Below are 13,234 nucleotides of genomic sequence, written 5' to 3'. Positions count from 1 at the left end.
GTTTCAAGCCTCAATCGCCCGCAGTTCAAAGCAATCCGGCAATGAGCGGCAGGCCCAAGCAAGGACGGAGTAATGATGCCTTTTCAGACATTTGCAAGATTCGTCACCGCAGCACAGACTTCGGCGGATGATATCCCGACGGCGCGGTGGTGTTGGGCAGGAGCAGGCTGTCCGGTCCGATCAGTGTGCCGGGGTTGGTCACGGAATTGCAGCCGGTCTGCACCCGGTCGCCGAGTATGGCCCCGAATTTGCGCAGGCCGCTGTCAAGCGGGCCGTCCGGTGTTTTAACTTGGACATTGCCGGGCAAAAAGCGGAGGTTGGCGAATTTGGTGCCTGCGCCGAGATTGGCCGCTCCGCCGAGGATGGAGTCGCCTATATAGGCGAAATGCCCGGCCTTCGCGTCGTTGAGAAAGATGGAATGCTTGACTTCAGTGGCATGACCGACCACGCAGCGGCTGCCAGTCAGGCACCAGCCGCGCACGTAGGCTCCCTGCCGCACTTCTGTGCAGTCGCCGAAAACCGCAGGCTCCTTGATCAACGCGCCGGACTCGATCAGCACGCCTTTGCCGAGCAGAATGCGGCTGCCCATCAGCACCGCCCCGGCCATGATCACCGAAGCCCCGGCCAGCTCCTGACCATCGCGCAGCACCTTGAGCTGACCTTTCAGCGCATCGCCCCATGTGATGACGCAGCCGTCTGCCTCCTCAAATTTTCCATCATGCAGAATCAGATGGCAGGGCAGCGGCACGCCGTCCTGAAAGCGAGGATGGGCAAGCGGCGCGTAGTCCAGCCCGTTCAGATAGGATTTCAGCCGCTTCAGCGCATCCCAGACATGGACGCAGCCGTCAAACAGGGCGCGGTGGTCAAAACTGCTCAGATCAAAAAAGGACGCAGGAGCAAGCATGGGAAGCCTCGGTTCAATGTTTTTTTGCCGCCGGACGCTGTCCCGGCTTGACTTACTATAAGGTTATGTTTAAGTTCTTTCAACCATTGATGCAGCGAACCGCCGCAGGTCTGCGGGCAGGGCTGACAAATTCCTGATCTCAGGAGGAAAAGAATTGCAGAGCGACGATTCACTGTCCAGCAGCATGGACGATTTTGCGGACAGCGTTCAGGACGCGGACATTCCCGAAGAGCTGCCGATGATGGCGGTGCGGGATGTGGTGGTCTTCAACTACATGATCCTGCCGCTCTTTGTCGGACGGCCCAATTCCGTCTCCGCTGTCAACGAGGCCATGAGCGGCAGCAAGATGCTGATGCTTGTCACTCAGAAAGAGGTCTCCAGCGACAAGCCAGAGCCGGACGACCTCTACGAGGTGGGCATGGTGGTGCAGATCATGCGCAGCCTCAAACTGCCCGACGGTCGGCTGAAGGTGCTGGTGCAGGCTTTAGCCAAGGCCAAGATCACCGACTACAAGCAGAAGGAGCCGCATTTCCGCGTCGGCATTGCTTTGGTCGAGGAGGATGAGCCAAGCGCCGAGATCACCGTGGAGATCGAGGCGCTGATGCGTTTGGTGCGCGAGCAGACGGAGAAGATCATGTCCCTGCGCGGCATCCTCTCCGCTGATCTGATGGGGGTCGTCAACAGCATTGAGGAGCCAGGCAGGCTGGCTGATTTGGTCGGTTCCAACCTCCGCCTCAAGGTGGGTGAGTCGCAGAAGATTCTGGAGACCGTTGATCCGCTGGAGCGGCTGCGCTTAGTGGCCAATCTGCTCAACAAAGAGCTGGAAGTGGCGGCGGTGCAGGCCAAGATTCAGTCCGACGCGCGGGAGGAGATGTCGAAGTCGCAGCGGGAGTACTACCTGCGCGAGCAGATGCAGGCTCTGAAAAAAGAGCTGGGCGACGACGATTCGTACACCGAAGACATCGAGGAGTTGCAAAAGAAGATCTCCAAGAAGAAGCTGCCCAAACACGCCCGCAAAGAGGCGTTGAAGGAGCTGAAACGCTTGGAGATGATGCACCCGGACGCTTCCGAAGCCAACATTATCCGCACCTACATTGAGTGGATCATTGATCTGCCGTGGAAGAAGTCTTCCACCGATCTGCTCGACTTGGTCAAGGCCGCCAAAGTGCTGGACGAAGATCATTTCGGCTTGGAGAAGGTCAAGGAGCGCATCCTTGAATTCCTTGCCGTGCGCAAGCTGAACACCGAGACTAAAGGGCCGATCCTCTGCTTTGTCGGCCCGCCGGGCGTGGGCAAGACCTCGCTGGGCAAGGCTGTGGCGCGGGCGATGGGCCGCAAGTTCTACCGGCTCTCGCTCGGCGGAATGCGCGACGAGGCCGAGATTCGCGGCCACCGCAGAACATATATCGGCGCGATGCCGGGCCGCATCCTGCAAGGACTGAAGAGCGCAGGCACCTGCAATCCGGTCTTCATGATGGACGAGATCGACAAGATCGGCTCCGACTACCGGGGCGATCCCTCCTCGGCCCTGCTCGAAGTGCTGGACCCGGAGCAGAACAACACCTTCTCCGATCATTACATGAACATGCCCTTTGATTTGTCCAAGGTCATGTTCATCACCACGGCCAACCGCACCGACACCATTCCCGGCCCGCTGATGGACCGGATGGAGGTGATAGAGATTGCCGGCTACACGCAGGAGGAGAAGCGGGTCATCGCCCGCACCTACCTCCTGCCCCGGCAGGCCAAGGAGAACGGCATCAAGCTGAGTCAGGTCAAGATGGACGACAGCATCATTGACATGATCATCAGCAGCTACACTGAGGAAGCCGGGGTGCGCAATCTGGAGCGCGAGCTGGGGCGCATCTGCCGCAAGCTGGCCCGCAAGATTGCTGAGGGCGGCAAGGGGCCTTACTCGATCTCCAAGAACACGGTTGAGAAGTACCTCGGCCCGCCGAAGTATCTGCCTGACGCGGAGATGGACACGCTCGCCCAGCCGGGCTTGGCAGTCGGCCTGGCATGGACTTCCGTGGGCGGCGCGCTCCTGCACATCGAAACCTCCATTGTGCCGGGCAAAGGCGGCTTGATGCTCACCGGCAAGCTGGGCGAGGTGATGAAGGAATCGGCTCAAGCGGCCCTGACCTACTGCCGCAGCCGCAGCAGCGAGCTGGGCGTGGAGAAGGGCTATTTTGAGTCGCGGGACATCCATATTCACGTCCCTGCCGGAGCCATTCCCAAGGACGGGCCGTCCGCAGGCATCACCATGACCGTGGCCCTCTGCTCGGCCATCACTGAGAAAAAGGTGAGCAAGGGCATCGCCATGACCGGCGAAGTGACCCTGCGCGGCAGAGTGCTGCCCATCGGCGGCCTGAAGGAGAAAGCCTTGGCCGCGCTGCGGGCCGGGATCACCAAAGTCATCATCCCTAAAGACAACGAGAAGGACTTGGTGGAAATCCCGGAAGAGATGCGCAGAAAGCTCATCTTCTACCCAGTCAGCCACATGGACGAGGTGCTTCAGCTCACCCTCGGCAGCGGCTTCAAAACACCGGAGCGGAAGGAGCCATGAGCGGCTCCGCGCCGGACAAAACAGGGGCGGACTGTCCGCCCCTGTTTTTTTGCCGCAGGCTCCATCCGCTCCAGCGACTGCCCAAAGACTATGAAGCCTGATTTTCTTGCATACGTCCATGATTATGTGGTGCTCGGCGACGGCGCGCTGGGGTCCTACCTCTTCGAGCAGGGGGTGGAGCGGGGCCGCAACCTCGACCTCCTCAACGAGCAGGCCCCGGACCTTGTGCTGGCGGCCCACGAGGAGTACATCCGGGCGGGCAGCCAGTTAATTGAGAGCAACACCTTCGGCGCCAACCGCTTCAAGCTGCGCGGCGCAGGCGCGGGCGGCAGAGCGCAGGAGATCAGCCGCCTCGGCGCGGAGATCGCCGTCAAAGCCGCAGGGCAGAGCGTCTATGTCGCAGGCTCGGTCGGCCCGACCGGGCTGATGTTCCCCCTGCATGACGCGGAGGCCGGGCCGGACGAGATCAGGGCCGCCTTCTGCGAGCAGATCCTCGGCCTGGCTGAGGGCGGCGCCGACCTGCTGATGCTGGAGACCTTCTCCAGCCTGGAGGAAATCCTCCTGGCGATTGAGGCGGCCCGCTCCGCCGCGCCGCAGCTGCCTGTGGTCAGCCAGATGGTCTTCCCGGCCAAGGGGATGACCGCCCTCGGCGAGGACGCGCTGCTCTGCGGCAGGCGGATGCGCGATGCCGGCGCGGCCTTGGTCGGCTCCAACTGCGGGCGCGGCGTTGACGCGACAGCGCAGGCCGTGTCGCGGATGTCGTCCTTGGCCGCCGAGGGCACGCCGCTCGCCGCTTTTCCGAACGCGGGCCTGCCGGAGCAGCTGGACGGGCGCATGATTTACCCGGCCCAGCCCGCTTACATGGCCTTGCGGGCCAAGGAAATGCTGCGCAGCGGTGTCCATCTTATCGGCGGATGCTGCGGCACAACGCCTGCGCACATCCGCGAATTCCGTTCCGCGCTCCGCATCAAGCCTGTGCGGGTTCGCGCAGCGGTCGAAGCGGTCAGAAATGAGGCTCCTGCGCCCGCGCCAGCCGCGTTTAAGCCCGGCGGATTCCTTCAATCGCTCCGGCTAGGCCGTCTGCCTATCATCGTCGAGCTGGATCCGCCCGCGCACTTGGATGCGGAGCCTGTCCTGCGCGGCGCGGCGGCTCTGGCAGCGGCTGGAGCGGACGCGATATCGCTGGGAGAGAATCCGCTGGCCGTTCTGCGGGCCGGGAACTTGAGTCTGGCGGCCCTGATACGGCAAAGAACGGGCATCCAGACCATTCTGCATCAGACCGGACGGGATCTGAACGCCCTCGGACTCCAGTCGCGGATGATGGACGCGCATCTGCTCGGCATCGAAGCGGTTCTGGCCATCTCTGGGGACTCGGCAGCGGGCACGGATCAGCCCGGAGTGAGCGGGGTATTCGATCTGCGCTCCTACGGACTGATCGCCATGCTCGAAGGACTGAACCGAGGGGTCAGCATGGCCGGTCAGCCGCTGCGGAAACAGACGGAATTCTCCATCGGCTGCGCCTTCAGCTTCCGCCCAGAGGATCCAGAGGTCCAGCTGCGCCGTTTGGAGAAGAAAGTTGAGCTTGGAGCGCGTTTCGCCATGACTCAGCCGCTCTTCTCAGCCGAAGCAGTGGAGCGGATGGCCGAGCAGGTGCGCCATCTTGACATTCTGGTCTTTCCGGGTATCTTTCCATTGATCTCGGCACGCAATGCGGAGTTCCTCCACAACGAGGTGCCGGGCATCAGCGTGCCGCAGGAGCTGCGGACATTGCTGGCGCGCTACGAGCAGACCGCTGATCAGCGCAAGGCCGCGCTGGAGCACACCGCCGCATTGATTGAACGCGTCGCCCCCTTCATTGACGGGCTGTATCTTGTCAGTCCGCTGAACAAGTGGGAGATCGCGCTGGATTTTGTCGCCCAGGCGCGCCGCGCCGGATGGACAGGAAGCGGACGGGCAGACAAAATTCTTCAGAACACCACCCTTTAACCTCACGGAGCAATCCCATGTCGCGTCATCTGTTCACTTCCGAATCTGTGTCTGAAGGCCATCCTGACAAGGTGGCCGATCAAATCTCCGACGCAATCCTTGACGCGATTCTCGCGCAGGACAAATACGCCCGCGTCGGCTGCGAAAGCCTTGTCACCACCGGCTTGGCGATGATCGCAGGCGAAATAACCACTTCGGCCTGGGTCGACATGCCGGAGATCGTCCGCCAGACGATCAAGGCGATCGGCTACAACTCCTCGGAGATGGGCTTTGACTGGCAGTCCTGCGCTGTCATGACCAGCATAGACAAGCAGTCGCCTGACATCGCCCAAGGCGTGAACGAGGGCAGCGGTCTTGACCTGGAGCAGGGTGCCGGAGACCAGGGCCTGATGTTCGGCTACGCCTGCGACGAGACGGAAGTCCTCATGCCCATGCCGATCACCTACGCCCACCGGCTGGTCAAGCGCCAGGCCGAGGTGCGCAAGAACGGCGTGCTGCCGTGGCTCCGGCCCGACGCGAAGAGCCAGGTCACGGTGGAGTACGTGGACAACAAGGCCCAGCGCATCGAGGCCGTGGTGCTGTCGAGCCAGCACAGCCCGGACATCTCCTACGCCGACCTCAAAGAAGGCATCATGGAGGAGATCATCAAACCCATCCTCCCGGCGGCGATGCTTGACGCGAACACCAAGTATTTCATCAACCCCACAGGCCGCTTCGTCATTGGCGGGCCGGTCGGCGACTGCGGCGTGACGGGCCGCAAGATCATTGTGGATTCCTACGGCGGGCGCGGCTCGCACGGCGGCGGCGCGTTTTCAGGCAAGGATCCGTCCAAGGTGGACAGATCGTCTTCCTACATGGGCCGCTACGTGGCCAAGAACATTGTCGCCGCTGGCTTGGCCTCGACCGTGGAAGTGCAGGTGGCCTACGCCATCGGCATTGCGCGGCCCGTGTCCATCAACGTCAACACCTTCGGCACCGGCAAGGTTTCCGAAGAGCGGCTGACTCAGCTGGTGAGCGAGATATTCGACCTGCGGCCCAAGGCCATCATCCAGCACCTGAACCTGCTCCGCCCCATTTACCGCCAGACCGCCGCCTATGGTCACTTTGGCCGCGAGCTGCCTGATTTCACCTGGGAGCGCACGGACAAGGCCGAGGAGCTGAAGGCTGCGGCAGGGATTTAGCCTCTGCGCAAAAAAAGGGGCAAAGCTGAAGCCTTGCCCCTCTGTGAATAAAACTTGGACTGCGCTCAGTCTTTGATGTCCACCTTCACCAGCTTGTCCCCCGGCTGAAGGCTTTGCCCCACCTTGACGCTCACTGCAGCCACCACGCCCGCCTCCTCCGCAACTACCGGAGTCTGCATCTTCATCGCCTCCAGCACCAATAGCTGATCTCCGGCTGCCACCTCCTGCCCGGCCTTGACGCTCACCGCGCTGACGTTGGCGGCAAAGGGAGCGCGGAAGTCGCCCGCCTGAGCCAGCTCGGCAATCTCCTCTTTCGACAGCTTGGCCGCTGCCGGGGCCGCGCCCGCATGCTTCTCCGGCTCGAAGACATAGACCCGCTCGTGGTGGTCCACGTTGAGATAGACATTGGTGCTGCCGTCCTGAGTCTTCTGCGCTGGCCCGACCTCAATCAGATGCTCCTTACCGAAGTGATCCTTGAACATCAGGGTCTCGCCGAGCGGGAAGCCTCCCTGCCGCAGGAAGATGGACGGCGGCAGCACATACGCCTTGCCGAACTCGGCCTCGAATTTGTAGAAGTTGACCGCGTCGTTCGGATGCTGGAGGTAGATAACCAGCTGCTGCTCAGTCGGCTCATAGCCCAAGCGGTCAATCAGGGTCTTGCGCTCCTGCTCTATATCCATGTCGGAAATGGCCTCTGCTCCGCCCTGCTCGGCCAGCGTCTTGCGCCAGTCCTCGCCAAAGACCTTCTCGTAGATCCAGTCGGCAGGCTGATAGAAGGGGAAGGGGCCGTACTTGCCCAGCAGCAGGTTCTTCAGGTCGCCAGAGGGCGACTCATAGCGGCCATGCTGAACGTTGGAGACCGCAGTCGTCCACAGTATCTGCGAGCCAGGGGTCACACTCCAGAAGTTTCCCAGCTCCTCCTGCACCTTGGGCAGCTCCTTGTGGAGGATGTCGGGCATCTTGTCTAAGAAGCCGCCCTTAGCTGCCTGCTCCAAGCTGGAACCCATAGCTCCGCCGGGCAGCTTGTGGATCTGGACGGTCGGCTGGAAGCCCTTGATCTGCGACTCGAACTGCGCATAGTGCGGACGCTGGTCGCGGATGGCATCGGACGTGGCAATCACCGCTGCTTCATCAATGCCAACTGCTGTCTTACCGTGATCTTTCAGAGTTTGAATGACGGTCAGCACTGCGGGCGGGCCGTAGTAGCCAGTAAAGGCGTGGTCGGCCGCATCCACGATCTTTGCCCCGTTCAGCACCGCCTCGGTGATGCGGCCCACGTCGTTGCCGTCGGTGTTGTGGCCATGGTAGTGGATGATCAGGTCAGGGTAGGCCTGTTTGATCGCGTTGACCAGCTCGCCAATGCGGCGGGGTGTGCCGAGGCCGCCGTGGTTCTTGATACAGAGGGTGATGTCCTCGCCGGTGACAGCAAGAATCTCCTTCACCTTGGCCACGTAATAAGCGTTCGTGTGCTCCGGCCCGGTAGAGAAGCAGATGCACGGCTCGTTCAGCTTGCCCGCCTTGGCAACTTCCTCAAAGACCGCCTGCATGTTCGGCACGTGGTTGAGGAAGTCGAAGGTGCGCCAGACATCCACGTACTTGGCAAACTCGCGCACGGTGAAGCGGATGACGTTGGCCGGATAGGGCCGGTAGCCGAAGAGGTTCAAGCCCCGGCAGAGGGTCTGGAACATCGTGTTCGGCATGGCCTGCCGCAGCAGCTCCAGCTTGAGGAAGGGATCAACCTGCTTGCGGAGGATGTCCACATGCACTGAAGCCCCGCCCGTGATCTCCAGCGAGAAGTAGCCTGCCGCCTCCCGCGCTGGCGCGGCCAGCAGGTCAGTGTGGAGCAGGATGCGGTTCTTGTAGTCCGACTGGGACATGTCCCGCGCCGTGTTCGTGATGTAATAGCCGTCGGCCTGGCGCAGCGCGGCCAGCATCGAGGCAATGTCCATGTCTTGCGTGATTCGTGTCATGACCTGTGTCCGTGGTGGTGTTGAATTCGTTCGTCCCTGACCCGCATTTCGGCCTTTGCGCCCTGAATCTGCCTCTCCGGCGGCCCTGTCAGCTCCTGCGCAGATGTGATCTGCGGTAAATCAAGCCCAATCTGTGTTGAATCAGCCTCAATCCGCTGTTCCTACGGCTTGCTGCGGAGCAGATGCGACGTGATCCGCAGCGGGTTGAGTCGCATCTGGAGCAAATCAAGTTCGATCTGTTGCAGATGAAGCTCTGTCCGTCCTGCCTCAGGCTCAATCTGGCTCAGATCAGGCACTGCGTCTCTCAGATGCAGCTGAATGCTTTGCAATTCAAGCCTGTTCCGGCGCCGCCTCAGGCTGCATAGGCGTTGCCGCCCTTGCAGTGGATCTCGGCGATCAGCTTGGCCAGCTTGTTGACCTCGCTGCTGTCTTCCTCGTAGTCGAAGAGATATTCGTGGGTCTCCAAGAAGGAGGTGTCGAACTTGCCCGCCTGAAAATCCGGATCGTTGATCAGGTTGAGATAGAAGGGGATGGTGGTCTTCGGGCCGCTGATGACAAAGTTGTTCAGACTGCGGCGCAGGCGGTCAACTGTCTCGTTCCACGACCAGCCGAACACGGTCATCTTGACCAAAAGCGAGTCATAGACCTGCGGGATGGTGAAGCCCTGATAGCAGAAGCCGTCGAGGCGGATGCCGTAGCCGCCCGGCGAGCGGTAGACATGCACGGTCTTGCCGCCTTCCGGCATGAAGTTGTTCTTCGGATCCTCGGCGTTGATGCGCATCTCCACGGCATGGCCGCGCAGCTGCACGTCCTCCTGCCGGATGGAGAGGTCTTTGCCCAAGGCCAGCTTGATTTGGGTGCGGACGATGTCTATGCCGGTGATCATCTCCGAGACCGTGTGCTCGACTTGCAGGCGGGTGTTGATCTCCATGAAGTAGAACTTGCCGTCGCTGTCATAGAGGAACTCGACCGTGCCCGCGTTGAAGTAGCCTGCGGCCTTGGCGGCCTTCACCGCTGTCTGGCTGATCGCCTCCTGCTGCTCCGGCGTGAGCTGAAAGGCCGGGGCGATCTCGACTAACTTCTGGTTGCGCCGCTGGATGGAGCAGTCGCGGGTGCCGAGGTGGATGGTGCTGCCCTTCTTGTCGGCGATGATCTGCACCTCGATATGCTTGGGCCTGACCACGGCTTTCTCAAGATAGACCGAGTCGTCGCCAAAGGCGGCATTGGCCTCGGCGCGGGCCATGGCGTAGTGATCCTTGAGGTCTTTCTCCTGCTCGATCTTGCGGATGCCGCGCCCGCCGCCGCCTGCTGTGGCTTTGAGCATGATCGGGTAGCCGTATTTCCTGCCGAACTCGACCGCCTCCTGCAAGCCCTCGTTCCCGGCCTTCAGATTTTGCGTGCCCGGCACCATCGGGATGCCTGCCTCGGCCATGATCCTGCGGGCCGTGACCTTGTTGCCAAGATTGTCAATCACATCTGACGGCGGGCCAATAAAGATGATGCCCGCCTTCTCGCAGGCGCGGGCAAAGTCGGCGTTCTCAGCCAGAAAGCCGTAGCCGGGATGAATGGCCGCAGCCCCGCTCTTCTGCGCGGCGGCGATGACCTTGTCAATGTTCAGATAGTCGCAGCGCGGGCCGTGCCCGATCCAGACCGCCTCGTCAGCAGTGCGGATGTGGCTGGAATCCCGGTCAGGTGTTTCATAGACAGCCACAGCCTCGCAGTTCAGCTCCTGAATGGCCCGGATGATGCGGATGGCGATCTCACCCCGGTTGGCAACGAGTATTTTAGTCTTCAATGGTTCCGCCTTCCTGATAGTTGGAATTATTCTTGCAGCCGGTCAACATGCGGCGGACCGGGTTCAGCCCTGCTCACCTCTTCTTGATTCGGGCGAAATCCCGCTAAGATAACAGAAAACGCGGCGTTCCGCAAGGAAAAGGTCTGAGGGGCCGGCCAGCTGGCGGCGCATCTTTCCGCTTGCAATTTCCGCCTGCCGCGCTAAATCTGCGGAAGGCTGCGCCGCAGCACGTTCTTTTCCCCACTTTTTTCAGGAGGCTGTCATGAACACCCGCCGCATTCCCCGCGCCCCAGTCAAATCCGCCGCCGCGCTGCTCGCCTGCTGTCTCGCCCTGCTCTGGGCAGGAGCCGGTCAGGGTCAGGCTGCGCCGCTCCAGCTTCAGGTCGCCTTTGACAACGACCATATCTACGCTGGGCAGGAGGAGGCCCGCTATCTCGAAGTGCTGGTCACGGCTCCGGACGCGGCCAGCCAGCGGCCCCGCGTGCCGCTCAATCTGGCCTTGGTCATTGACACCTCCGGCTCGATGGAGGAGCAGGGCAAGCTCGACTATGTCAAGGAGGCGGCCTTGGCGATGATCAGCCGCCTGCGCCCGGAAGACCGCTTCGCCTTGATCGCCTACAGCACCAAGGCCAGAGTGCTGTATCCGTCGCAGCCGGTCGAGCAGGGCCAGCAGATGCAGTGGCTGATCAAGTCGCTTGAGGCGGCAGGCGGCACCAACCTTGGCGAAGGGCTGCTGGAAGGCTTTCATCAAGTGCGGAATCACGCCCGCCCGTCAGTCATCAGCCGGGTGCTGCTGCTTTCGGACGGCCTGGCCAACATCGGCATCACCTCGAACGAGGAGCTGGCGCAGCTGACCTTGGCGCAGGCCGAGGCAGGCGTTTCCCTGAGCAGTTTCGGCGTGGGGCTTGACTTCAACGAGGACTTGCTCGCGGCTTTGGCCGAGAGCGGGCGGGGGATGTACTACTTCATCGACCACCCGGAGAGCATGAACTCCATTCTCGCCAAGGAGTTCAAATCCGTGGAGCAGCTGGCCGCCGCCGACATCAAGGTCAACATCAATCTGGGCAGCGGCTTGGTCATTGAACAGGTCTTCGCCAACAGCTTTGAGGTCAATGGCAATCAGGTCACGGTGCGCTTCGGCGACTTGGCCGCAGGCGAGCGGCGGCGGATGCAGATCCGAGTGCGGCCCAAGCTGCGGGGCGCGGTCCGGCTGGACAATGCGGCGCAGGTCAGCGTCAGCTACAAGGAGCCGGGCGGCCCGGCGGCGGCGCCGCTCTCTGGCCGCCTCAGCATCATCAGCACTGAGGATGCGGCTGCCGCCGCCGCCCGCCAGAACAAGGAGGTGCTGGAGCGGGCCGCTGTGTTTGAGGCCAATCACGCCCGGCAGCAGGCGGCCCTGGCCGTTGACAAGGGCGAGCAGGCCCGCGCCGCCGCCATTCTCAGCGAGGCGCGGAAGAAGATCGAGGCCGCCGCTCCGGCTGCCAGCCCCACGGTGCAAAGCGAGCTGTCCGCCATTGACTCCTACAGCAAAAGCGTCAGCAAGCCGATGAAGGCCGAAGACCGGGCGATGGAGCAGAAGAAGGTCAAGCACCGCAGCCAAGCGGTAGAGGGCTGCTGATCAGCAGGCGGTGATATAAAAATGCCCTTCGGCTCCGCTCAGGGCGCTTGCACGAACAAGCACTCTGAGCGGAGTCGAAGAGCGCGCAGTTCCTGACTGCCTGTTGAAGGATGAGTATGCCAGCGTTTTTTTGCGCAAGGAGAAATGATGACAAGCGATGCGGCGTTTCCTTACGAATTTGACAACGCGGTCTGCGCCGCCTGCGGCGGCCGCTGCTGCCGGGGCGCGGGCGGCTATGTCTGGGTGAGCCGGGAGGAGCTGGAGGCGATGGCCGCCATGCGAGGAATGAATGCGGGCCTCTTCGCCAAACAGTATGCGCGGCGGACGCAGGGCAAAATTTCCCTGCAAGAGCGGGTGATCAGCGGCGAGCATTTCTGCTGCTTCTTTGACCGCGCCGCCCGCCGCTGCCTGATCTATGAATGCAGGCCAGCGCAGTGCCGCTCCTTTCCTTTCTGGGAGCGGTTCAAAACGGATCAGCAGGAGCTGCTCCGGGAATGTCCGGGGGTGCGGCTGACCGGGCCGCAAGCGGATAGACTTGACGGACGGGCTACAGCGGGAGCTTTTTGCAAGTCAGTCAGTCTGTCCCTGTCAGGCCGCAGCGAAAAAACTTGATAGAGCCTGTTAACACTATTTGATTGCAATCACGATCAGGGCAAAAACGACAAATCCGATGAACATGACATCCAGTTTGTCAAATCGGGTGAAGATGCGGCGGAATCCCTTCAATCTCCTGAACAACCGCTCTACTTCATTCCGTTTTTTATACAGTTCTTTGTCATACTCCCAAGGTTCTGTCCGGTTGCTTTTTGGGGGCACAACAGGCGAAAAGCCCAGTTCTGAGACCAATTTTCTCGTTTCATCGCCTTCATATGCTCTGTCCATGATCATCGCGCATGGTTCTGAAGCCTCCCCCAGCTCCGTCAACAGCTTGCGGCCTTCTGGAGCATCTCCGGCCTGGCCGGGAGAAAGCGAAAAAACTACGGCACATTCATCAGATGCGGCAACTAAATGCAATTTTGTTGTCCATCCGCCGCAGGATTTGCCGACAGATTGAGAGCCGTGTTTTTTAATGCCCCAGTTCCGTCAGGGTGAACTTTGATGACCGTGCTGTCGATAGAAAGGGCATCCGTGCTGACATGCAGCATCTGCTCCTGCTGCAATCGTGCGAAAATTCGGTCAAGCACACCATTTTTGCTCCAGCGGCTCATGCGGGT

The 13,234-nt window shown here is 61.3% G+C and carries 9 protein-coding genes and 1 pseudogene; 5 read left to right on the top strand and 5 right to left on the bottom strand.

The window, feature by feature from the left end; translation table 11 throughout:
- Positions 1 to 103 precede the first annotated feature (103 nt).
- Positions 104 to 904 (bottom strand): hypothetical protein, encoded by an 801-nt coding sequence (locus tag ACNKH3_RS03510; protein WP_420208266.1) that lies wholly within the window; start codon positions 902 to 904, stop codon positions 104 to 106.
- A gap of 184 nt (positions 905 to 1,088) precedes the next feature.
- On the opposite strand from ACNKH3_RS03510, the gene lon reads away from it, so the two are divergent.
- The 3 genes from lon (at position 1,089) to metK (ending at position 6,637) form a co-directional block, all read left to right on the top strand.
- Positions 1,089 to 3,470, top strand: coding sequence for an endopeptidase La (lon, locus tag ACNKH3_RS03505; RefSeq protein ID WP_417915822.1), 2,382 nt, complete (start codon positions 1,089 to 1,091; stop codon positions 3,468 to 3,470).
- A 90-nt stretch (positions 3,471 to 3,560) separates the two neighbouring features.
- On the top strand, positions 3,561 to 5,456 hold the full coding sequence (locus ACNKH3_RS03500; RefSeq protein WP_420208265.1) for a bifunctional homocysteine S-methyltransferase/methylenetetrahydrofolate reductase: 1,896 nt from the start codon (positions 3,561 to 3,563) through the stop codon (positions 5,454 to 5,456).
- Positions 5,457 to 5,473: 17 nt separating this feature from the next.
- Positions 5,474 to 6,637 (top strand): methionine adenosyltransferase, encoded by a 1,164-nt coding sequence (gene metK, locus ACNKH3_RS03495; RefSeq protein ID WP_420208264.1) that lies wholly within the window; start codon positions 5,474 to 5,476, stop codon positions 6,635 to 6,637.
- 65 nt (positions 6,638 to 6,702) lie between these two features.
- Here the strand turns inward: metK and ACNKH3_RS03490 are convergent, their stop codons facing one another.
- The 3 genes from ACNKH3_RS03490 to ACNKH3_RS03480 form a co-directional block, all read right to left on the bottom strand.
- The gene (locus tag ACNKH3_RS03490) at positions 6,703 to 8,607 is read right to left on the bottom strand and encodes a biotin/lipoyl-containing protein (RefSeq protein ID WP_417915716.1); all 1,905 of its coding nucleotides are present in this window, start codon (positions 8,605 to 8,607) and stop codon (positions 6,703 to 6,705) included.
- A 161-nt stretch (positions 8,608 to 8,768) separates the two neighbouring features.
- Positions 8,769 to 8,903, bottom strand: coding sequence for a hypothetical protein (locus ACNKH3_RS03485; RefSeq protein ID WP_420208263.1), 135 nt, complete (start codon positions 8,901 to 8,903; stop codon positions 8,769 to 8,771).
- Between the two features lie 56 nt (positions 8,904 to 8,959).
- On the bottom strand, positions 8,960 to 10,402 hold the full coding sequence (locus ACNKH3_RS03480) for an acetyl-CoA carboxylase biotin carboxylase subunit (RefSeq protein WP_420208262.1): 1,443 nt from the start codon (positions 10,400 to 10,402) through the stop codon (positions 8,960 to 8,962).
- A 262-nt stretch (positions 10,403 to 10,664) separates the two neighbouring features.
- Between ACNKH3_RS03480 and ACNKH3_RS03475 the strand changes: the two genes are divergently transcribed.
- Together ACNKH3_RS03475 and ACNKH3_RS03470 are read left to right on the top strand one after the other, a co-directional pair.
- The gene (locus ACNKH3_RS03475; RefSeq protein ID WP_420208261.1) at positions 10,665 to 12,020 is read left to right on the top strand and encodes a vWA domain-containing protein; all 1,356 of its coding nucleotides are present in this window, start codon (positions 10,665 to 10,667) and stop codon (positions 12,018 to 12,020) included.
- 147 nt (positions 12,021 to 12,167) lie between these two features.
- On the top strand, positions 12,168 to 12,632 hold the full coding sequence (locus ACNKH3_RS03470; RefSeq protein ID WP_420208260.1) for a YkgJ family cysteine cluster protein: 465 nt from the start codon (positions 12,168 to 12,170) through the stop codon (positions 12,630 to 12,632).
- A gap of 15 nt (positions 12,633 to 12,647) precedes the next feature.
- Here the strand turns inward: ACNKH3_RS03470 and ACNKH3_RS03465 are convergent.
- Positions 12,648 to 13,234 (bottom strand): annotated as a pseudogene (locus ACNKH3_RS03465) (IS5 family transposase); the annotation flags it as partial.

The sequence above is a fragment of the Candidatus Electronema sp. JC genome (assembly GCF_048287365.2).
GTDB lineage: Bacteria > Desulfobacterota > Desulfobulbia > Desulfobulbales > Desulfobulbaceae > Electronema.
Note: the sequence above shows the minus strand (reverse complement) of the source record. Positions and strands in the feature narration are given on the sequence as shown.

Coding starts and splice junctions, on each gene's coding strand:
- ACNKH3_RS03510 (WP_420208266.1), bottom strand. CDS start 904: ATGCTTGCTCCTGCGTCCTTTTTTGATCTGAGCAGTTTTGACCACCGC.
- lon (WP_417915822.1), top strand. CDS start 1,089: ATGGACGATTTTGCGGACAGCGTTCAGGACGCGGACATTCCCGAAGAG.
- ACNKH3_RS03500 (WP_420208265.1), top strand. CDS start 3,561: ATGAAGCCTGATTTTCTTGCATACGTCCATGATTATGTGGTGCTCGGC.
- metK (WP_420208264.1), top strand. CDS start 5,474: ATGTCGCGTCATCTGTTCACTTCCGAATCTGTGTCTGAAGGCCATCCT.
- ACNKH3_RS03490 (WP_417915716.1), bottom strand. CDS start 8,607: ATGACACGAATCACGCAAGACATGGACATTGCCTCGATGCTGGCCGCG.
- ACNKH3_RS03475 (WP_420208261.1), top strand. CDS start 10,665: ATGAACACCCGCCGCATTCCCCGCGCCCCAGTCAAATCCGCCGCCGCG.
- ACNKH3_RS03470 (WP_420208260.1), top strand. CDS start 12,168: ATGACAAGCGATGCGGCGTTTCCTTACGAATTTGACAACGCGGTCTGC.